Origin of the sequence: Neobacillus sp. OS1-2 (assembly GCF_030915505.1) — a bacterium.
GTDB lineage: Bacteria > Bacillota > Bacilli > Bacillales > Cytobacillaceae > Neobacillus.
In genome coordinates this window covers 1,559,046-1,577,894 of record NZ_CP133265.1, presented here as the reverse complement: position 1 = coordinate 1,577,894, position 18,849 = coordinate 1,559,046, and the positions used below count along the sequence as shown (strand labels likewise).

26 protein-coding genes are annotated in these 18,849 nt (G+C 38.9%); 17 read left to right on the top strand and 9 right to left on the bottom strand.

Annotation, left to right across the window (positions count from 1 at the left end; translation table 11 throughout):
- The first annotated feature begins 667 nt into the window (after positions 1-667).
- The 7 genes from RCG19_RS07720 (at position 668) to RCG19_RS07695 (ending at position 5,286) form a co-directional block, all read left to right on the top strand.
- Positions 668-859, top strand: coding sequence for a hypothetical protein (locus tag RCG19_RS07720; RefSeq protein WP_308110367.1), 192 nt, complete (start codon positions 668-670; stop codon positions 857-859).
- A 377-nt stretch (positions 860-1,236) separates the two neighbouring features.
- Positions 1,237-2,772: a YifB family Mg chelatase-like AAA ATPase gene (locus RCG19_RS07715; RefSeq protein WP_308110366.1), complete on the top strand. Its 1,536-nt coding sequence runs from the start codon at positions 1,237-1,239 to the stop codon at positions 2,770-2,772.
- Positions 2,773-3,345, top strand: coding sequence for an REP-associated tyrosine transposase (locus tag RCG19_RS07710; protein WP_308110365.1), 573 nt, complete (start codon positions 2,773-2,775; stop codon positions 3,343-3,345).
- 201 nt (positions 3,346-3,546) lie between these two features.
- Positions 3,547-3,795 (top strand): hypothetical protein, encoded by a 249-nt coding sequence (locus tag RCG19_RS07705; protein WP_308110364.1) that lies wholly within the window; start codon positions 3,547-3,549, stop codon positions 3,793-3,795.
- Positions 3,792-4,166: a retropepsin-like aspartic protease gene (locus RCG19_RS07700; RefSeq protein WP_308110363.1), complete on the top strand. Its 375-nt coding sequence runs from the start codon at positions 3,792-3,794 to the stop codon at positions 4,164-4,166. Before RCG19_RS07705 ends, RCG19_RS07700 begins: the two co-directional genes overlap by 4 nt.
- A gap of 268 nt (positions 4,167-4,434) precedes the next feature.
- Complete coding sequence (locus RCG19_RS23690) at positions 4,435-4,551, top strand: ATP-binding protein (RefSeq protein ID WP_374049609.1); 117 nt, start codon at positions 4,435-4,437, stop codon at positions 4,549-4,551.
- A 186-nt stretch (positions 4,552-4,737) separates the two neighbouring features.
- A complete protein-coding gene (locus RCG19_RS07695) occupies positions 4,738-5,286 on the top strand; it encodes a GNAT family N-acetyltransferase (RefSeq protein ID WP_308110362.1) in 549 nt (182 codons plus the stop codon).
- 138 nt (positions 5,287-5,424) lie between these two features.
- On the opposite strand, the gene RCG19_RS07690 is transcribed toward RCG19_RS07695, so the two are convergent.
- The 3 genes from RCG19_RS07690 to RCG19_RS07680 form a co-directional block, all read right to left on the bottom strand.
- Entirely contained in the window at positions 5,425-5,568 is a 144-nt protein-coding gene (locus RCG19_RS07690) for a YvrJ family protein (RefSeq protein WP_308110361.1), read from the bottom strand.
- A 63-nt stretch (positions 5,569-5,631) separates the two neighbouring features.
- Positions 5,632-5,850 (bottom strand): DUF2922 domain-containing protein, encoded by a 219-nt coding sequence (locus RCG19_RS07685; RefSeq protein ID WP_308110360.1) that lies wholly within the window; start codon positions 5,848-5,850, stop codon positions 5,632-5,634.
- Positions 5,851-5,889: 39 nt separating this feature from the next.
- Entirely contained in the window at positions 5,890-6,108 is a 219-nt protein-coding gene (locus RCG19_RS07680; protein WP_308110359.1) for a DUF1659 domain-containing protein, read from the bottom strand.
- 222 nt (positions 6,109-6,330) lie between these two features.
- On the opposite strand from RCG19_RS07680, the gene RCG19_RS07675 reads away from it, so the two are divergent.
- The 5 genes from RCG19_RS07675 to rbsK all read left to right on the top strand — a co-directional run bounded on the left by RCG19_RS07675 (position 6,331) and on the right by rbsK (position 11,662).
- The gene (locus RCG19_RS07675) at positions 6,331-6,483 is read left to right on the top strand and encodes a hypothetical protein (protein WP_308110358.1); all 153 of its coding nucleotides are present in this window, start codon (positions 6,331-6,333) and stop codon (positions 6,481-6,483) included.
- A 471-nt stretch (positions 6,484-6,954) separates the two neighbouring features.
- Positions 6,955-7,971 (top strand): LacI family DNA-binding transcriptional regulator, encoded by a 1,017-nt coding sequence (locus RCG19_RS07670; protein WP_308110357.1) that lies wholly within the window; start codon positions 6,955-6,957, stop codon positions 7,969-7,971.
- 326 nt (positions 7,972-8,297) lie between these two features.
- Positions 8,298-9,647 (top strand): L-fucose:H+ symporter permease, encoded by a 1,350-nt coding sequence (gene fucP / locus RCG19_RS07665; RefSeq protein WP_308110356.1) that lies wholly within the window; start codon positions 8,298-8,300, stop codon positions 9,645-9,647.
- 71 nt (positions 9,648-9,718) lie between these two features.
- Complete coding sequence (locus RCG19_RS07660; protein ID WP_308110355.1) at positions 9,719-10,735, top strand: aldose 1-epimerase family protein; 1,017 nt, start codon at positions 9,719-9,721, stop codon at positions 10,733-10,735.
- 12 nt (positions 10,736-10,747) lie between these two features.
- Positions 10,748-11,662, top strand: coding sequence for a ribokinase (gene rbsK, locus RCG19_RS07655; protein ID WP_308110354.1), 915 nt, complete (start codon positions 10,748-10,750; stop codon positions 11,660-11,662).
- Positions 11,663-11,835: 173 nt separating this feature from the next.
- On the opposite strand, the gene RCG19_RS23685 is transcribed toward rbsK, so the two are convergent.
- The 3 genes from RCG19_RS23685 to RCG19_RS07645 all read right to left on the bottom strand — a co-directional run bounded on the left by RCG19_RS23685 (position 11,836) and on the right by RCG19_RS07645 (position 12,953).
- Positions 11,836-12,075, bottom strand: coding sequence for a helix-turn-helix domain-containing protein (locus RCG19_RS23685; RefSeq protein WP_374049583.1), 240 nt, complete (start codon positions 12,073-12,075; stop codon positions 11,836-11,838).
- 31 nt (positions 12,076-12,106) lie between these two features.
- Positions 12,107-12,334 (bottom strand): helix-turn-helix domain-containing protein, encoded by a 228-nt coding sequence (locus RCG19_RS07650; RefSeq protein ID WP_308110353.1) that lies wholly within the window; start codon positions 12,332-12,334, stop codon positions 12,107-12,109.
- 73 nt (positions 12,335-12,407) lie between these two features.
- Positions 12,408-12,953: a competence protein ComK gene (locus tag RCG19_RS07645; RefSeq protein ID WP_308110352.1), complete on the bottom strand. Its 546-nt coding sequence runs from the start codon at positions 12,951-12,953 to the stop codon at positions 12,408-12,410.
- Between the two features lie 475 nt (positions 12,954-13,428).
- Here RCG19_RS07645 and RCG19_RS07640 point away from each other — a divergent pair, with 475 nt between their 5' ends.
- From RCG19_RS07640 to RCG19_RS07625, 4 genes are all read left to right on the top strand, one after another.
- Positions 13,429-13,665, top strand: coding sequence for a hypothetical protein (locus RCG19_RS07640; RefSeq protein ID WP_308110351.1), 237 nt, complete (start codon positions 13,429-13,431; stop codon positions 13,663-13,665).
- A 579-nt stretch (positions 13,666-14,244) separates the two neighbouring features.
- The gene (locus RCG19_RS07635) at positions 14,245-15,141 is read left to right on the top strand and encodes a hypothetical protein (protein WP_308110350.1); all 897 of its coding nucleotides are present in this window, start codon (positions 14,245-14,247) and stop codon (positions 15,139-15,141) included.
- A gap of 547 nt (positions 15,142-15,688) precedes the next feature.
- Positions 15,689-16,282, top strand: a complete 594-nt coding sequence (locus RCG19_RS07630; protein WP_308110349.1) for a GNAT family N-acetyltransferase — start codon at positions 15,689-15,691, stop codon at positions 16,280-16,282.
- Positions 16,283-16,289: 7 nt separating this feature from the next.
- A complete protein-coding gene (locus RCG19_RS07625; protein ID WP_308110952.1) occupies positions 16,290-16,496 on the top strand; it encodes a TRAP transporter large permease subunit in 207 nt (68 codons plus the stop codon).
- A gap of 229 nt (positions 16,497-16,725) precedes the next feature.
- Here RCG19_RS07625 and RCG19_RS07620 read toward each other — a convergent pair whose 3' ends face one another.
- Positions 16,726-16,971: a YjcZ family sporulation protein gene (locus tag RCG19_RS07620; RefSeq protein ID WP_308110348.1), complete on the bottom strand. Its 246-nt coding sequence runs from the start codon at positions 16,969-16,971 to the stop codon at positions 16,726-16,728.
- 312 nt (positions 16,972-17,283) lie between these two features.
- On the opposite strand from RCG19_RS07620, the gene trmL reads away from it, so the two are divergent.
- A complete protein-coding gene (trmL, locus tag RCG19_RS07615; protein WP_308110347.1) occupies positions 17,284-17,754 on the top strand; it encodes a tRNA (uridine(34)/cytosine(34)/5-carboxymethylaminomethyluridine(34)-2'-O)-methyltransferase TrmL in 471 nt (156 codons plus the stop codon).
- 199 nt (positions 17,755-17,953) lie between these two features.
- Here the strand turns inward: trmL and RCG19_RS07610 are convergent, their stop codons facing one another.
- Together RCG19_RS07610 and RCG19_RS07605 are read right to left on the bottom strand one after the other, a co-directional pair.
- Positions 17,954-18,154 (bottom strand): helix-turn-helix transcriptional regulator, encoded by a 201-nt coding sequence (locus RCG19_RS07610; protein ID WP_308110346.1) that lies wholly within the window; start codon positions 18,152-18,154, stop codon positions 17,954-17,956.
- Positions 18,155-18,164: 10 nt separating this feature from the next.
- Positions 18,165-18,674, bottom strand: a complete 510-nt coding sequence (locus RCG19_RS07605; protein WP_308110345.1) for a DUF6773 family protein — start codon at positions 18,672-18,674, stop codon at positions 18,165-18,167.
- Positions 18,675-18,849: the final 175 nt, after the last annotated feature.

Genomic DNA, 18,849 nt, shown 5'->3' with positions numbered 1-18,849 from the left:
ATAACCAACATTGACAACCACCACCCTGACGGTAGAGGTTGCAGGGAGAAGTGTTAGCGCACTTTTCTTGTTTATTATATATCCATTATACAAAAAAATATTCACTTTTAAAAGTGTGTAATGTTTTATTGTATTCCCGACGCCTTTCAACACTCAAGATATGTCAAAATTAATATTGACTTTGAGGTGAAGATAGTGAATTTTTTGTGAATATCCATATAACTTTGGAGGATTTTTGGTCTTTTTGTAGAATATTAGATTGAGTACCATCATTTTACCATTTTGATTCCAGACTCCGAATTTACCATCATTTAATTCATCCACATTTATTCCTTATTGATTTATCTCTATCTCTAATTCTTCTCTTTATAACTGCTAAATTTCCATTTTCTATTTGTGTTTGTTTTGAACAATCATGACAGGGAGGCTTTTTTATGACAATTAAAGTTACGAGTGTTGGTTTAAAAGGTCTTGAAGGTTATCGGGTGCAGGTCGAGGTAAAGATCAAAACGGGTACTAAATTCCGGTGCCTGTCACGCCCCGATATTTGTCGAAGATTGATAGGTTTTTATAGTTGTAGGAAATGCTAGAATAGAGTTGCAACTAAATATTGTGAGGGTGGCCGGTTGTTGATCTTCTTTCCTTTTTGGGAAAGGAGGTGATAATCATGGAACCATTTCTTGAAATTCTACGAGAAGTTTTGAAAGGAGTTATGCGTGAATTGAGTGCTTATTTCATTCGGAAAGCTGTTCTAGAAAACAAGAAAACCACCCCGCGCCGTAGTGAAGGGTGGTTCGCACAAATAACCAACATTGACAACCACCACCCTGACGGTAGAGGTTGCAGGGAGAAGTGTTAGCGCACTTTTCTTGTTTATTATATATCCATTATACAAAAAAATATTCACTTTTAAAAGTGTGTAATGTTTTATTGTATTCCCGACGCCTTTCTACACTCAAGATATGTCAAAATTAATATTGACTTTGAGGTGAAGATAGTGAATTTTTTGTGAATATCCATATAACTTTGGAGGATTCTTGGTCTTTTTGTAGAATATTAGATTGAGTACCATCATTTTACCATTTTGATTCCAGACTCCGAATTTACCATCATTTAATTCATCCACATTTATTCCTTATTGATTTATCTCTATCTCTAATTCTTCTCTTTATAACTGCTAAATTTCCATTTTCTATTTGTGTTTGTTTTGAACCATCATGACAGGGAGGCTTTTTTATGACAATTAAAGTTACGAGTGTTGGTTTAAAAGGTCTTGAAGGTTATCGGGTGCAGGTCGAGGTAAAGATCAAAACGGGTACTGAATCGATGGTGATTGTGGGCTTGCCGGATGCCTCAGTTAAAGAGTCGAGGGAACGAGTGGTGGCGGCACTTGGTCATTTTGATGTGGATGTGACGGACCAGAAAGTGGTGGTTAATCTGTCGCCATCAGAGCAAAAGAAAAATGGGCCGCTATTTGATTTAGCGATTGCCATTGCCGCTTTGAAGGAGCTTCATATGATTAAAGGTGAAATTCCAACGGATGCTGCGTTTATTGGAGCACTTTCGCTGGATGGAACGGTTGTGAAAGCAGAGGGAATGCTGCCGGCCCTGATTGCTGCTAAAGGACTTGGTATTAAGAAAGCTTATCTCCCGTATGATCCCACCATCCCTATACATATGCTGCAAGGCTTGGAGTGCGTTGTTGTCCAGCATATCGAGGAGGTCGTTCAGCATTTAGAAGGACAACAACTACTGCCGTTCCACCACACTTTAACCTCAAATGATCAAATACCTCTATTTACAAATTCACATCACAAAGATTTCCAACATGTTATTGGTCATGAACAAGCAAAACGAGCGCTTGAAATTGCTGCTGCTGGTGAACATAATGTGCTCATGAGCGGGCCGCCGGGTTGCGGAAAAAGCTTGCTTGCAGAAACCTTTCCCTCTATTTTACCTACTCTTACGAATCAGGCACAACTTGAAGTCATGAGTCTTTACCAGCTTGCTGGGGAAAGGCGGAGTCACTTTCAAAATGCTCCGTACCGGAATCCGCATCATTCTGCTTCATCCGTTTCGATTATTGGAGGAGGATCTTCACCAAGACCGGGAGAAATTTCACTTGCCCATCGAGGTGTACTGTTTCTTGATGAAATTGCGGAATTTACTAAAAAGACGATTGATATGTTAAGACAACCACTTGAAACTGGACAGGTAACGATTAGCAGGGCCCATTCCACTGTGACATACCCTTCTTCGTTTATCCTCATAGGTGCGATGAATCCCTGCCCGTGTGGCTTTCTTGGTTCCAATGATTATTACTGCACCTGTTCACAGAAGCAGATCCAAACCTATCGAAATCGATTGTCAGGCCCTATTTTTGACCGGCTTGATATCCTACTATCACTAAAGTCAATCAACTTAGACCAACCATCAAAGATTCAAGAGTCCTCCTTAGATATCCGTACTCGCGTTGAAATAGCACGACAACTTCAATATCGACGTTATCAATCTGAAATCTCTAACGCAAAGATACCATTTGAAGTCATGACTCAAACCAGCCCATTAACACGGGATCAGCAAAAAATGCTTTCGTCTGTTGCCGCCAAGCAAAACTGGAGTAACCGGGTGCAAATTAAAATTATCAGGCTGGCAAGAACCATTTCAGATCTGGGTGGGGAAGACAAAATAACGGATACGGCCATTTGGGAGGCGATGACATTGAGAAGATGGGGGCTACATAAACAACAAGCTGTAGCGAGGGAAACGTAAATGTCTCGTCAGAAAAGAATTTGGCTACCCAACCGTTTTTACCATATTGTTTGCAGAGGAAATCGGCGTGATCCACTTTTTCGAAATGCAACGGATTTTCAAGCCCTTTTACACATTCTTACCCAACTACATGAAAAGATTCCCTTTGAAGTGGCTGCCTATTGTTTAATGACAAATCATTATCACCTGCAGATTCGTTCCCCCGAAATTCCTTTTTCAAAGCTTATGTCCCTTATCAACAAACGGTATGCAAACTATTACAATGCAAAATACCGTTTAACTGGGCATGTTTATGAAAAACGCTATTATGATAAAGTAATTGAAGATATGGATGGCATGCTAAAGGTCAGCCGTTACATTCATCTCAATCCTATTGAGGCAAAAATGGTAAGACAGCCAGAATATTATCCTTGGAGCAGTTATTATTTGTTTAAATATCCAAGAGCGGTACAACCCTGTTTTATGAATATTGAAAGCATACTAGGTTTTTATGAAGGTACCTTGGATCAGAGGAAAGAAAAATATTGTATGAGTGTTAGTGTGAAAAGTGTAGTAGTGAAAGAGAAAAACTAAATCAGATTTCGGAGGGGGGCAACTACTAATCATTTTAATTAGTTCTTTGTAAAGGGTCAGTCGACCACGTAACTATTAACTATAATAGATAGTGCTGTTACTGTAGCGAGCGAGTGTACGGTACAAATATCACATGGTACTTTCTAAATCATGAACAATAAGTTACATTGATAGTAAGAATTGAACAAGGAGGGAAAAGTAATGAAATGGGAAGAAGTCCGTCAAATATACCCAAATCAATATGTAAAACTAAATATTCTTGATTTTTACCTCATGGATAATAAAAAGATTGTGACAGACGTTGCCTTAATAAATACAATTAAAGACCCTAAAGCTGCTACGAAGGAGCTCCTCAAATCAAAGGGTGACACCATCGTTTACCATACAGGCTCAGAGAGAATTATGATAGAAATGAGAAATGCTACCGGATTACGGGGGTTAAGGTCATGAAATTAGAGTTAGTTAATCTTCTGCTTGAAGGGAAAATGGCCATTTCATATAAAGGGCAGGCAAAAGTAATTGATAAATTGGTAGTTGATACTGGAGCGGCCCATACTCTTATTTCTTCTGATGTGGTGGAGGAATTAGGTATTCGTTTTGAAAACGGTGACCAATTAGTGAGTGCATTTGGAATTGGTGGCGAAGAATATTCCTTCCGAAAATCTATTGATTTTATTAAATTGGGTAAGCATGAAATAAAGGATATAAAAGTAGATTTTGGAGATTTAGACGATTGGGATATCAATGGTCTCATTGGACTTGATATTTTAATAGATGGCAGGTTCATAGTTGATTTAGATAAATTAGAATTGGTTCAGTGAAGCCTGGTGGCGGTGCGAAGAACTTAATGTGGGGACGCGGTGAAATGAAACCCGGTCCTGGTTATAAAATATTACTGAAAGTTTTTATCATCATTATTCATTTATTTACGAAGATAATACTCGAAAAGCCCCTTTTCCTCGATTTCCTTTAAAAGCTCGTGACTGCGCATGTCCTGGACTCGTGCCATATTTACGAATAACAGAAGGCTTTGTAAGTTTTTATCTGCTTCATCCACGAAGTTTTAACCTCAAATAATCAAATACCACTATTTACAATTCACATCAAAAAGATTTCCAACAATTTATTGGTCATGAACAAGCAAAACAAGCGTTTGAAATTGCTACTGCTGGTGAACATAATGTGAAGAAGATGGTGCTTACATAAATAGCAATCAGTAGCGAGTGAGTGTACGGAACAGGTATCACAGGTACTTTCTAAATCATGAACAATAAGTTACATTGATAGTAAGAAATAAGCGGGGAGATCTAGAAATCTGGGCATCTCTTACCGATTCCTGTACCTGCTTCGGGCCCCGTTAAAAAGGCACACCACTAGAAGGAGATGATTCGAATGAAAAGACTTCCACTTAAAATGGTGAGAAAGGATTTGTTGGATATTCCTAACTATCCGCTTCCACCTGGTTTTCAAATAAGGTTATTTGAAAAAGGCGATCAACATAATTGGGCAAGGATTGAAGCGAGTGTAGGTGAATTTCAAAACGAGAAAGCGGCACTTGAACGCTTCAATAAAGAATTTGGTCCCCATATGGATGAGATGTCTAGAAGGTGTGTTTTCATCGAGAATGAAAAGGGGGAAGTTGTTGGAACAACAACAGCGTGGTATGGCACTTTAAATAATGAGGGAGAAGTACTGGGCAGAATCCATTGGGTGGGCATTGCGCCTAATTATCAAGGGAAGAAACTTTCGAAACCCTTACTCAGTGCAACCATGAGTATTTTGGCCGATCATCATTCTACAGCCTATCTAACCTCGCAAACTACTAGCTACCAAGCAGTCAATATGTATCTAAGCTATGGTTTTGAGCCTTTCATGACGGGTCCAAGCTGTTACGAAGCCTGGTCCCTGTTAGAAAATATTTTAAAGCGAAAAGTAATATAAGAGTCTAATGGATTGAAGTATTTATTTTGGAGTCGTTAAAACAAGTAAATGAAGAAATTGACAGAATCGAAAAAGCTGTAACCAAAATCTGAATAAAAGAACCAGCATATGAATTTATTCAAAGCTGGTTCTACTGTTTTATATTCGCTCCCTCATTCGGTCCGGCAGCGTTTGGATCGACTGTACCACTAAATCAAGCTTTGATTCAATGCGATAGAGTAGATATAGGGTTACGACAATTGGAAAACCTACCTGACTGATGAGGGGAATGAGTTGTTCCATGGAAATGACCTCCTTTTGTTAAGAAAAGGCCGGCTTCATGATGAATCCGGCCTCTTTTTAGATTTAAGCAAGTTCGTAATCTGTTACATTCCGTTCAATCATTCTAGCGCTTTTTGCAGCCACTAGTCTTCCGCTTGCTGTTATGAAAATATCCGATGCGATGATTTGTGCCATCGATAATTTCACGACTTCTGTATCGATTGGTTCTTTTGGATTATCGACGGAGATACGAGCCGTTTTTCCAAACTCTGTTCCAAATTCTAATTCTAAAGACTTTGCCATTTCTTTCACCTCCTATCGTTTCAACCTATCGCTAGAGTACTAGCCGATAATTTCGTTGCTGTCATTACGTTCTACTTTGTTGAGCTTGTCATTGCATAAAGCAGCGAGTGCCTGTGCAGCCTGTGATAATTGGTCCGCAGATGCTGCTTTTGTGACGTTGCTAAACGTTTTTGCTTTAAAGATAGGTTTGCCTTCGTCATCCAAGCCTGCTTCAAATACCAAACGTAGCTTTGTTCCTTCTAATAACGCTTGTGCCATTGTCCCTCACCACCTTTCATCTTTTATATAGAAAGAAGTCAGCAAAAAGGACAGGGTGATAAGGGATTCATTTCATTCCCGGTGCCTGTCACACCCCGATATTTGTCGAAGATTGATAGGTTTTTATAGTTGTAGGAAATGATAGAATGGAGTTGCAACTGAATATTGTGAGGGTGGTTGGTTGTTGATCTTCTTTCCTTTTTGGGAAAGGAGGTGATAATCATGGAAACATTTCTTGAAATTCTACGAGAAGTTCTGAAGGGAGTTATGCGTGAATTGAGCGCTTATTTCATTCGGAAGGCCGTTCTAGAAAACAAGAAAACCACCCCGCGCCGTAGCAAGCAAAAGGGTGGTTCACATAAAAATAAACTTTAACAACCACCACCCTGACGGTAGAGGTTGCAGGGAGAAGTGTTAGCGCACTTCTCTTTTTTATTATATATCCATTATACGTGAAAATATTCGTTTTTTAAAGTGTGTTATGTTTTATTGTATTCCCGACACCTGTTACCTCTCAAATGATCAAATACCTCTATTTACAAATTCACTTCGCAAAGATTTCCAATATGTTATCGGGCATGAACAAGCAAAGCGAGCGCTTGAAATTGCTGCTTCTGATAAACTTTAGGTGAGAGAGGGGGCTGCCTCGATAATAGAAAGGTAGTAATTTCAATTCTTTCAATTGGTTAATGATTACTTCTTGCTTAAAGGTAGAAAAGATGCTAGGTTCAATTTATATACAATAATCTAAACGTTTATATTTCCAGCCATTTACTAGACTTAATTTATAAGAAAGTATACTTTTTAGTGAAAATCTAAACGTTTTATTCTAGGGGTTATGCAAAAATGGAGTCAAAACCAAATATTCAGGATGTAGCGAGATTGGCCGATGTTTCAATTGCGACAGTCTCAAGGGTGATTAACAACCAGGGCGGGGTGAGGAAGGTAACGGAAGAGAGGATTCTTAAAGCAATCAAGGAACTGGGATATATCCGCAGTGCTGCTGCAAGAACCATGAAACGAAAGGATACCAAAACCATTGGTGTCATTGTGCCTGACATTAAAAACCCCTTCTTTCCCCTAGTGATGGCCGGAATAGAACAGAAGGCCCGTGAAAAGGATTATTTCACCATTCTAAGCAGCACGAATGAGTCTCCTATTATTGAGGAGAAAATTGTAAGGAACTTTATAGAGCGGGGCGTAGATGGAGTCATCATTACGACAGCCAATGAGGATGGCGACCATCTAAACCTGCTTTGGGAGCAGAAAATACCGGTTGTAGCAGTCGATCGAAGCATCAGAAATTTTGAGGTGGACACTGTACTGGTTGATAATATTCAAGGATCGTATCAGGCTGTCCAACATCTGATACTGCAGGGGCACCGAAAAATAGCGATCATCTGCGGTCCTCAAAATACAACGCCGGGGTTGGAGCGGTTCCTTGGTTATAAAAAGGCGCTAGAGGATTATACTATTCCTCTTGATGATAGATTTGTCGTTCAAGGGGATTTTGGAGAATACAGTGGTCATGCAGCGACAAAGCAACTAAGTAAGCTGGAGGAAAGACCCACAGCCATTTTTTCATCGAATAACTTAATGACAATTGGCTGCATGAAGGCTTTGAATGAATTAAACTGGGTGCTAGGGGATGAGGTGTCGTTCGTCGGCTTTGATGATGTCGATATAGCAACATTTCTGAAACCGAAGCTGACTGTGGTGGCTCGGCCAATGAATACAGTTGGGGAAATTGCTTTCATGTTCTTGCATGATCGAATTAATTTTAAGGACGATATCCCGAAACGAACGTATTCCATTCCTCCAGAACTGATAATTAGGCATTCTTGCAGACTAATGAAAAGGTAGATTGAAATGAACAGCCCCATCCTTTAAGTGGATGAGGCTGTTTTCTATAGATCCTCGTTCTAAAATTTTATAAGGTTTTCTGTAAACGGATACAGAAAAGTCTTGCCATCATTTGTGAACAGTGATATTCTAAATTCGAACAAAAAATCTAAACGTTTACATTAAATGTCCTCCATGCGGTTTTTTAATAATAGCTTTTAAATCTATTTTTTTCTAAATAAATCTAAACGTTTACATTTTAAAAAAGATAGATTTGATTAAGTTATGAAAAAAGGATAGTCAGCATGCTACATAGTTTTACAATTTATTAATAAGGAGAAATGAACATGAAAAGCAAAAATATTATTCAGTTACCAGATGGCTACTTAAACCGAACCCCCATTCTACAGTTCATTCTATTGTCGTTATTGTTTCCAATGTGGGCGGTAGCAGCCAGCTTGAATGATATCTTAATCACGCAGTTCAAGCATGTATTTGAGTTAAGTGATTTTGCGAGTGCGTTTGTTCAAAGTGCATTTTACGGCGGCTACTTTTTTGTAGCGATTCCAGCGTCGATGGTTATTAAAAAGACAAATTACAAGATTGGGATTATTGTAGGTTTGCTGTTTTATATTGCTGGCTGTACATTATTCTATCCAGCTTCCGAAATGGCAACCTATACCATGTTTCTATTTGCACTCTTCGCCATTGCGATTGGACTAGGATTTTTGGAAACGGCGGCCAATACCTACAGCTCCATGATTGGGCCGCGTCAGTTTTCGACGTTGCGCTTGAATATCAGCCAAACATTTTATCCGCTTGGCTCCATTTCAGGTATCCTGCTTGGTAAATATCTTGTGTTCCAGGAAGGCGCCAGTCTGGAAGCAAGAATGGCTACAATGTCTCCTAAAGAAGCGCATGCGTTTGGACTCGAAATGCTTCAGCATACGCTAGAACCATATAAATATATCATATTTGTTCTAATTGCTATGGTCGTGTTGTTTGTGATAACGAAATTCCCTTCATGTAAACCAGTGGTGAAAAAGGAAAAGGGTTCTGGTAAGTCACCTAATTTAGTACAAACACTGAAATATCTAGCTGGAATAAAAGAATTCCGAAAAGGAATTGCAGCGGAATTTTTATATGTTGGTATGCAAGTAACGGTATGGTCGTTTACGATTCGTCTCGCACTTGACTTGAATCCGGATATTAACGAACGAGTGGCTTCGAACTTCATGGTGTTTAGTTTTATTGCCTTTTTTGTTGGAAAGTTCATTGCCAATTTCTTAATGACTCGCTTTAATCCATCTAAAATATTGGTTATTTATTCCGTCATTGGGGCAGCAACCCTTGCATATGTCTCGTTTGTACCAAACATGACAGCAGTTTACGGTGCCGTTGCTGTTAGTATGCTATTTGGTCCTTGTTGGGCGACTATTTATGCAGAAACACTGAATGTTGTTAAAGAAAAGCAATATACAGCACTGGCTGGTGCCATTTTGGTGATGTCCATTGTTGGGGCCGCGGTGGTTCCGGCAATCCAAGGATTCGCATCCGACTTATTTGGTTCCATGCAGCTTTCATTCCTTGTTCCGATGCTTTGCTTCCTATATGTTGGTTTCCATTTCTTTGGAAAAATGAAGAAGAATTCGACGATGTTACAGGGTGAAGAGGTAGGCCTTAAGAAAGCACAATAATAATACTAGATGATCAATGAGGCAGCAGTGGTTTTGCTGCCCATTGTGGATAATATAGGAGATGAAATGAAATGACTCTAGGGAAAATTGAATTGCAGCGTCATTTTTTTACCGATAGCAGTAAGGTGATATTCAAAAACGCGGAAATGAAAGCAAGTCTTTTCCGTTATCCATCAGGAGTGGAAGCAATTGAACTTCGTAATTTACGTGGCAGGATGGTTGTTCTTCCATTTATGGGTCAGATGATTTGGGACTTAGAATTTGATCATACAGATCTTAAAATGAAAAATATGTTCTCGCAGCCGAAAAAGGTTACCAATGTCGTAGATACATATGGCTGCTTTGCCTTTCATTCGGGTTTAATCCGAAACGGTTGTCCTGGGCCTGAGGATGATCACGAGTTGCACGGTGAAATGCCTTGTGCTGAAATGGACCGGGCATGGCTTGAAATCACTGCTGAAGGCATAACCGTTTGCGGCGAAACGGAGTACGTGAAGGGGTTTGGCCATCACTATCTCGCACGACCAACCGTAAAAATGTTCAACAAAGAATCGTTCATTGAAATCAGCATGAATGTTAAAAACCTCTCTGGCTCAGAAATGCCACTTCAATATATGTGTCACACGAACTATGCGTATGTCGAGAATGCGCTATTGCAGCAAAATATCCCTGACAACGCTTTTAAACTGAGAGAATCAGTACCGGGGCATGTCAAACCAACTGAAGGATGGCTGGATTATAATAAAAAGATCCTCAGCGGCGAAGAAACGATTAGCACTTTAAATCGGCCGGAGATGTACGATCCAGAGATTGTCTTTTTTGCGGATCGAATAAACCAGTATCAGGAAACGGCTGAATTCGAAATGATCTCACCGGATGGAACTGTCTTTTTTACTCAGTTTTCTACGGCTGAACTAAATTACGCCACACGTTGGATTCTTCATAATTGTGATCAACAAGTAGGAGCCTTCGTCCTTCCAGCGACTTGCAGGCCGGAAGGGTATCTCGCTGCTGAAAAATCCGGTACATTACTAAAGCTTGATGCAGGTGAAGAGAGAAATTTTACAGTGGTAACGGGAAAGAAATAAGGGGGTAATCACATGGATATCGCAGTAATCGGATCCAACATGGTGGATCTTATTTCATATATTAATAAGATGCCAAAAGAAGGGGAAACACTTGAGGCACCGGATTTTAAAATAGGTTGTGGGGGTAAAGGAGCAAATCAGGCGGTTGCGGCTGCTAAGATGGGCTCCAAGGTGATGATGGTCACAAAGGTTGGTGATGACCTTTTTGCGGATAATACGATTAAAAATCTTGAAAATTACGGAATTGATACAGAGTTTACCAATAAAGTTCAAGATACCTCAAGTGGTGTCGCGCCCATTTTTGTAGATCCAGAATCCAAAAATCGTATCCTCATTATTAAAGGGGCGAATCAATACCTTTTACCCGTGGATATAGACCGGGCAGCAGAGAAATTAAAGCAATGTTCTTTACTTGTGCTGCAACTTGAGATACCGCTAGAGACGATTTATCGAGCAATAGAATTTGGTAATGAGAATGGAATTCCTGTTATCCTTAATCCTGCACCAGCTACTAAAGATCTGGACTTCAGTTATGTATGTAAATGCGACTTTTTCATTCCAAATGAAACTGAATTGGAAATCTTGACGGGCATGCCTGTCGAAACTGAAGAGCAAATTAAAGCTGCTGCGATCACGTTAATCGATAAAGGGGTTAAGGATGTAATTGTCACAATGGGTAGTCGTGGAGTCATGTGGGTAACCAAAGGTGAGGCGCATATGGTGGACTCATATAAAGTAAATGCCATCGACACAACTGGAGCGGGAGATGCTTTCATTGGCTGCTTTGCCCACTATTTTGTGAAGAATAATGATATCCTTCATGCAATAAAAATGGCTACTGCCTTTGCAGCATTAAGCGTCACGAAACGTGGTACACAATCTTCTTATCCAAATATGGATGAGGTAGAAAATTTTATGACGAAGTAAGCGCCTATTTCTTTCGGAAAACCGATCTAGAAACAAATGAACCACCCCACGCCGTAGGTAACAAAGGGTGGTACACTCATAAACAAATAGTCACAACCATCACCCTGAGGGTAGAGGTTGTGGGGGAAGTGTTCACAGCACTTCCCTTTTTTATGGACCAGAGGGTTCCACACTTACAGATGTTGATCCCTATCTATAGTATCTTCAATTTCCTTGATGAACTCAGAAGCTTTCATACCAAATGCTGCGGCTAATTTAATCGTAGTTTCGAAACTGGGTTCACTGAGATTCCTTTCGAATTTACTTATCATTATGGGACTTAATGAGCTCCGTTCAGCCAACACCAACTGTGAAATCTTAAGGCTTACTCTCTTTTTTCTTATAACCTTCCCTACCAGAATCTTATGATGCATCAGAGAAATCTCCCTTTTTATTGCAAAATCTTTACATAACCTTTTCTATTTCCTGCACCAATTCACAGGCCGTCATCCCAAGGCCGGCAGCAAGTAAGAAGATGGTTCCGAGCATGGGCCGTTTACTATTGCATTCAAGCATACTGATATAAGTGCGATTAATATTGCACAGACGGGATAATTGTAGCTGTGTTAAGTTCTTATTCTTTCGCAGCCTTGTTAATTCTTTTCCGATATAGGACATTTGTAGATTTTCCAAAGTCAATCTCCTTTTTGAAACGTTTTTGGTGGGGTATTGGACCACTCATGAATGGACCTATGTATTCGTGATTCTATGCTATGGAACCAAAGTTGTATTTGCCATTTTTCGACCTGGAGAGCGGCTTTCTTCTTTCGGGAACTATTGGATTTGAATGGTTCCCTCTTTCGATTGACGTCCGCTTCAATTCAGATGCAATATGCAGCTTTGAGTTAAAAAAGCATAGTTTTAAATCGACGAGAATGGAAACGCCGTTGCTAAGCACAACTTCTGTTTTATACCCTCTGCTATTGGTTTTTACAATATGGTCGGGGTTAAACCAGAGACAGTCATCCTTTTTTGGTGACTTATTCGGGAATAAGCAAATCCCCTTGTAAGGATTAACCATAACGGGGCGCATATATTTTTCACCAATAATCCCTTTGGCACCTTCAAGAGCACCTTTTAAATTAAATCCTATGTATTTTAACGTTTCATCCAATAGTTTGACCGGTGACTGGTCTACCAAAAGAGTTTCCCTTCCGATCATCACCCGTGCGCAAAGCTTTCCATTGTTGTCGTATTCACCTGTCATTAATATCACGTTATCATCGACTAAATAAAATTGGTTCGTAGTCATCCATCCATCTCCTAAAGTCTTTCATCGAATTACGTACTTGAACCGCTTCTTTTTCATTGTGCAAGACTGGAACGGGGCCGCTATACCTTTACATGATCATCACCTCTTTGCTACATTTTCCGTCCAGAGTTTTAACGAATTCAGTTAGTGGAGTGAAAAACATGGAAGCGCCTATCTCTACTACTATTTAATTACAAATAGTTCCTTTTTACTATAAACTGTAGTATACATAATCCGTAAATATTTGACAGTTTTGTTAACAAAGAGGCAGAAATTATCCCGTTGATTTACTAGAAAGATCCTCCATTCAACATTGATACCATATCCGTCCAAAAATGCAAAAATCAGCTCCAATAAAGTGGGTGCAGGCACCATTTAGGTATTTGACGAGGGAAACCTTTAATAAAATGGAGTTGGGAAAATAGGCGTAATAATGGTATAATAATGGAAATATACAGTAAGGAGGGTTGTTACAATGAAGCCAATAAAAATAGAAAATGAGGAGATCAAAAAAGTGATTGGTTCTGGTCAGGCCTACATTCAAATTGGGAATCGAAAATTCCTTTTATTTGAAGTTGACCAAATAAAAGAGCCCAATATGTATGAAGTTACGGATTCAGATGAAGAAAAGCAACTATTGAGAGCATTAGAACTTGAAAATCCAGTATTATCTGAAGAGGAAATCACTAGAATGTTGGGTAATCAAAAATGAAAGTGTTATGGAGAAAATCAGCCATTCAATCATTACTGGAAATTACCCAGTTGATTTACGTATGGTACTCATTTCAGTTGGAAAATCTGATCCCTACAAAGTGTTTTTTCGCCTCACCTCTAGAAATACTGAGATATTTTTAGTAAGACACCCTCATCAAAAACCTTTAGGATAAATATCCCTTCCCTGAAATTGACATGGGGTCAGACATTCATCAAAAACCCTCACTAATTTAAGTTTCCCTTATTCGCCTTTTCTTGGATCTTTCTTAGAGGAAAAAAGATCAATATCATTTCCACATATCATTCTCTTGAATTGCTCTGCTGTTTGCAGTTTAAGGTTAAAAGTATAAAGCTTCGAAGGAACTGTCATCACCAAGCCATATTAATAACAAAATTAATACTATATCCGTCCAAAAATGCAAAAATCAGCTCCAAATTCCACATTTGAACGCAAAAATGAGGGTTTTCGATTAAAAATGCACACCAAATTAGATTTTTAGCCATTCGATTCTTTCAGCAAAACCCGATATCGTTGAGGTGCCGGAAACGGAAACCAGCGGTGAAAGGGTGGCGCAAAATGATGCATGTAAAATCAGGCAGGATTGAGGGATTTGAACAGTTTTCGCAGTTTGAAAATTTGAGGGAGTTTAATCATCATATCGAAATGTGGTTACTAGAGCACAAGACTAATTTTTCAAAAGGGGAGCTGGTCGGATTAAAGCGGCTGGTTCGTTTTGCTGCGAAAATTCCTGGTGTTTGCAATGCTAAAATCGGCACGGTGTTAAAAGCGATTCATCAGGAATACCATGATAACGGTATTTCCCGTTCCACGTTTAAACGGATGATTGGGAAAGCGAAGAAGATAGGTATTTTCACTGTTTATGAAACAGAACGAAAGAATGGCTCGCAGTCCAGTAATCTCTATGTCTTTCATCGTTTTTCCGTAAGTGAACCACCCAAACAGGAAACCATGAACCACCCAATAGAAACTAGTAATCTTTTCAAAACGGAAAAAGATCAAAAGATAAAAAAACGTAAAGAAGAACCTTCTGAATTACATTCCACCTTTGTGAGCAACCGTGTTCCACAGGAATTCACCCAACTTGTTACCTGTTTCTTCGATGATGCCAAGTTAATCGAAGACTATTGGCATATGGTACATATCCTAGCTTTTGACTATAAACTACACAATGAAACGGATGTCATAGTGGGGATCGCTATCGATTCCTTTAGGCAATTAATCAGAAAACTAAAATTTACAAAAGTCGTCCGGAAGCCGATTGCCTATTTTTTTGGGATTCTAAGACAGAAGTTTTGTCGGTATTACGACGAATGGTTAGAGGAAAAGCGTGAAGAAGGAATCATTGAAGAAGAACCGATTCTATATCATATTGATGGTGAAACCTTTGAGTGGGATTGGCTGCATGGGGGAAGTGTGAGGATGAAGCAGGGGACGGTTCTCTCGCTTCATTGAACACGGGGAGTTAGAAGAAAGGTCATCGTGTTTCACGGGTGATTTATTTCGACACATATTATTATAGAAACTCCCTATTTATCAGTGTTAAGGGGAGTTTAACTAATCGTTTGATTAGTATCAAAACGTGCCAATTATTGTAGGTTACTAGTTTTTATACGTTACTAGTGAAGATAGTTGTCGAAGATTAAGACTGATCTTCGACAGAAATTTTACCGACCCACTAGCCTAAGGTATTTTAACATAAGGATTTTGGCCACATTTAATCAAACGATTGATGGGTAAATTTCTTGTTAATCAAATGTTTGATTGGATTTGCTGCTGTTGTTGTTGTTATAGAGGGGGTTAAGAAATTTTTGAGGGATGAAGTTTGTCGAGAGGCGGTTTGGTCATAACTGAACTAGTTTGGTCAGATACCTACTTACCTAAATTCCTATTGTTTAGTTTAAGTAGAATTAGTTTTTCCAAGAAGGAGTAATTCTTTGTCGTATGGAATTAATAGGATTAGGACGGGTAGGCTATTTACTTAAAAAGGAGACAATATTCTATGATAATTGATACAGGCATATCTCTAGAAGGGGATTCCATTTCACTTATTCCTCTCGAGCTGAAGCATACGGAACTATTATTTGAAGCATTAAAAAGTCCAGAAGTATGGAAATATACCTGGCGAGAAGTTAAATCAATGGATGATTTAGAACGTATTTTAATGACAGCTGTTACCAATAAAAAGGACGGTAAACAGATCCCTTTTGTTATTAAGAATAAATTGACAGGTGAAATAATAGGGACTACTCGAATTGGCGAGATTGATATAGATAATCGTAACATGGAAATAGGATGGACGTGGCTTTCACCAACAGTATGGAAAACAAAGGTAAACACAGAATGTAAATTTTTATTACTTAAGTATTGTTTTGAAGAATTAAACGTCATTCGAGTCCAATTTTCAATTAGTGGACAAAATTTGCGTTCTCAAAAAGCAGTTGAACGAATAGGGGCAACCAAAGAAGGAACATTTCGTAAACATAGAATAAAGTCAGATGGTACTATTCATGACAATATATTTTACAGTATTATTGATAGTGAATGGGAGTCAGTAAAAAAAAATTTGGTTTATTTATTAGAAAAAGGTTACTGATTATTGGATAAAAATTATGGTAGTACTAGTATTAGAAATCGGGTTAGTTACCCCTCCAGTAGGAATTAACCTTTATATTACGAGCCAGCAGTCAGGTGTAAGTGTAAACAAAGTCTTAAAAGGATCCATTCCCTTTATCGGGGTTCTATTACTTACTGTTTTATTAATCATCCTCTTCCCACAAATTGTTTTATTCCTTCCATCTCACATGTAAAGCAGTGAAGCAGGGGACGGTTCTCTCGCTTCATTGAACACGTAGGTTGGTGAGCTAGAAGAAATGCCCATAACAGGGAATGGCTTTTGGAATTGAGAATCCGGGTAGGCCTGGTAAACCAGCAGGTTACCAGGTCCCGGTAAACTTGGAAATGGAAGCCCCCAGTTCTGATACATTTAAAAGGTCACCACTTGATCCATAATATATCTTTATAGGGGTTATAGACCTTTTAACCACAGAAACAAACAGCACCAACAATGATTAATAAAATAAACAACACTACAATCAGAATAAAGTCACCGCACCCTTGGGCAGGTAAACAATCGGCATAAACAGGTGTTGCATAGGAGCAAGCCATTGGCTGGATATGGGGCATAATTGGTAAGGCATTTGGTATTGCATTGGGCAAGGCGTTTGGTACTGCATTTGGCACCGCATTTGGAAAGGCATTTGAACTCGGTAAGGCATTATGCATTTAATACACTTCCTTTCGAATGTAGGACAGTTAATATGACATTACACTATATAGTACACTCGGGGAGGAAATTGGAGCCCGTCTAGATCAGATATGGGCATGATTTAGTGACAATCACTTTTAGCCTTTTTAACGACCATGAGACGAATACGTTTGGTAACTACTTAGATTACCTCTGCACGATTCCGAATATTTTTGTATAAACCTGTTTCTATATGTGTTTTTATTGTTCCCTCTCGTTGTGTACGTACATATCCTCCCAAGCGGTATGTTATAATTTGAATGGTAAAATGAAGATAGAGGTGACCATTCTTGGCAATCCATGTTGTACTATATCAACCAGAAATTCCGGTCAATACGGCAAATATTGCACGTATGTGTGCAGCCACCAACACAGCCTTGCATTTAATTCGGCCGCTGGGCTTTTCTACAGATGAAACCATGATCAAACGAGCTGGGTTAGATTTCTGGCAGTTTGTCAACATAACGTACTATGATTCATTGGATGACTTTTTTTCGAAAAATCAAGGGGAGTTCTACTATATTGAGACGTTTGGGGAAAAAGCCCATTCCGCCTTTGATTTCAGTAATATAGCAAAGGAACATTATTTTATGTTCGGAAAAGAAACAACCGGTTTACCAAAGGATTTACTGGAAAATAATAAAGACCATTTCTTGAGAATACCCATGAATACGCATATTCGTTCACTCAACCTTTCGAACACGGCTGCTATCTTGGTGTATGAGGCCCTGCGCCAGCAAGGATTTCCTCATTTAAACTAAAAAATCTTCCTGCTTGGAAGATTTTTTTTTGATTTTTCCATACGGAAGTATAGACATAGACGATCCCCATACACCCCATTAGCTGCATAGAAGCTGCGTTATATCACAAAAGCTCCATATTAAAATTACATCTAATTATGAAAAAGGGACGTTATCCTTTAAGCGTAAAACCATCCTTTAATGAAAGGGATAAGGATTATTATGTTTCCTCATCCCAAAACAAATCATTTAATGTACGAGATAGGGCTTTGCAGATGTTAATGCAAAGACTTAAGGATGGATTGTATTTTCCTGATTCAATTAAACCAATCGTTTGTCTGGATACGCCAACAGTTTTGGCTAGTTCTTCTTGGGATAAATCCTTTTCAACTCTTGCCAGTTTTAATTTTATATTTTTCATGGATCAGTACCTACAATTCGTTATCGTCATCTTGTTTCTTCAAACCAATTTTCTTCGCGAGCAGGTGGATACCGCCAAAAAGAAGAAGGAAAATGGGTACATAGATCACAATAGAAGCAAATGATACCATGGCAAAGTACCAAATACCCTGCGCACGGCCGTCAGCGTATGAAACAGCACTCTTCACGCCGATCATGATGGCCATGACTATGGCTAAACCAATGCTGGAAAAAATGGTCTTCGAACCCATTGTCGTTTTACTTGTGCGATCGTGCATCTCCACTTCATCCCAATACACCCCCAAGAAAATGGAGCGAATGAGGTAATAAACACCTCCAAAGAAAAGAATCACCAATTCCAAGACTATCAACTTTGTATCCACGCCATACTTGAAAATTTTTATCCCGATACTGATAAAACAAATGACCATGATCAGATAATAGATTTCCTTAAAAATCTTATTGCGGATATTTTCAATGCGTTCATCCGTGACCTTTCCCGAACGTTTAAAAATGTTCATTTCCAATCCCCTCCATTTTTCTTGTTCCTCTTTATTATATGATTTAATTTGCAATATGCAATATATATATGACATTTTGGTAAAGTTATTTGTCATCCTGAAGTTAAGGCCTGAAGTTAAACTTACCTAATGGAAGAACAAAGGGGACGGTTCTGGTGCCTGACACCAATTTCCA